The organism is Sporomusa sp. GT1, from assembly GCF_014634905.1.
GTDB classification, from domain to species: Bacteria; Bacillota; Negativicutes; order Sporomusales; family Sporomusaceae; genus Sporomusa; species Sporomusa sphaeroides.
Window position 1 is genome coordinate 1 of record NZ_BMBX01000099.1, and the last position, 249, is coordinate 249.

A 249-nucleotide genomic window follows, 5' to 3' on the forward strand; every position below is an offset into this window, starting at 1 on the left:
GTTTCTGCAAAAATACTGCCAAGTTCGAAGGTAAGTATCTCATCCGGGGTTACATTCCCGGCCAGGCCCACAAACTCCGCTGCCCTAAGCCCGGCAACTCTGACGGTTTCTTCATGGATATGAGGCTGCAGGCCTTCTGCCACCCGGATATCCACTGTTAAATTATAGGTTGTGGAAAAGGGCGTCCACCTGGCCCCCTCGCCCCACATATCAATGACACCTTCCTGAAAACCAACAATATCACCCACG

Annotated in this window: 1 protein-coding gene; it reads right to left on the reverse strand. The window is 52.2% G+C overall.

Annotation, left to right across the window (positions count from 1 at the left end; genetic code table 11):
- The coding region (locus tag GT1_RS22005; RefSeq protein WP_223226452.1) for a glycine/sarcosine/betaine reductase component B subunit at positions 1–249 on the reverse strand (249 nt) is incomplete at both ends.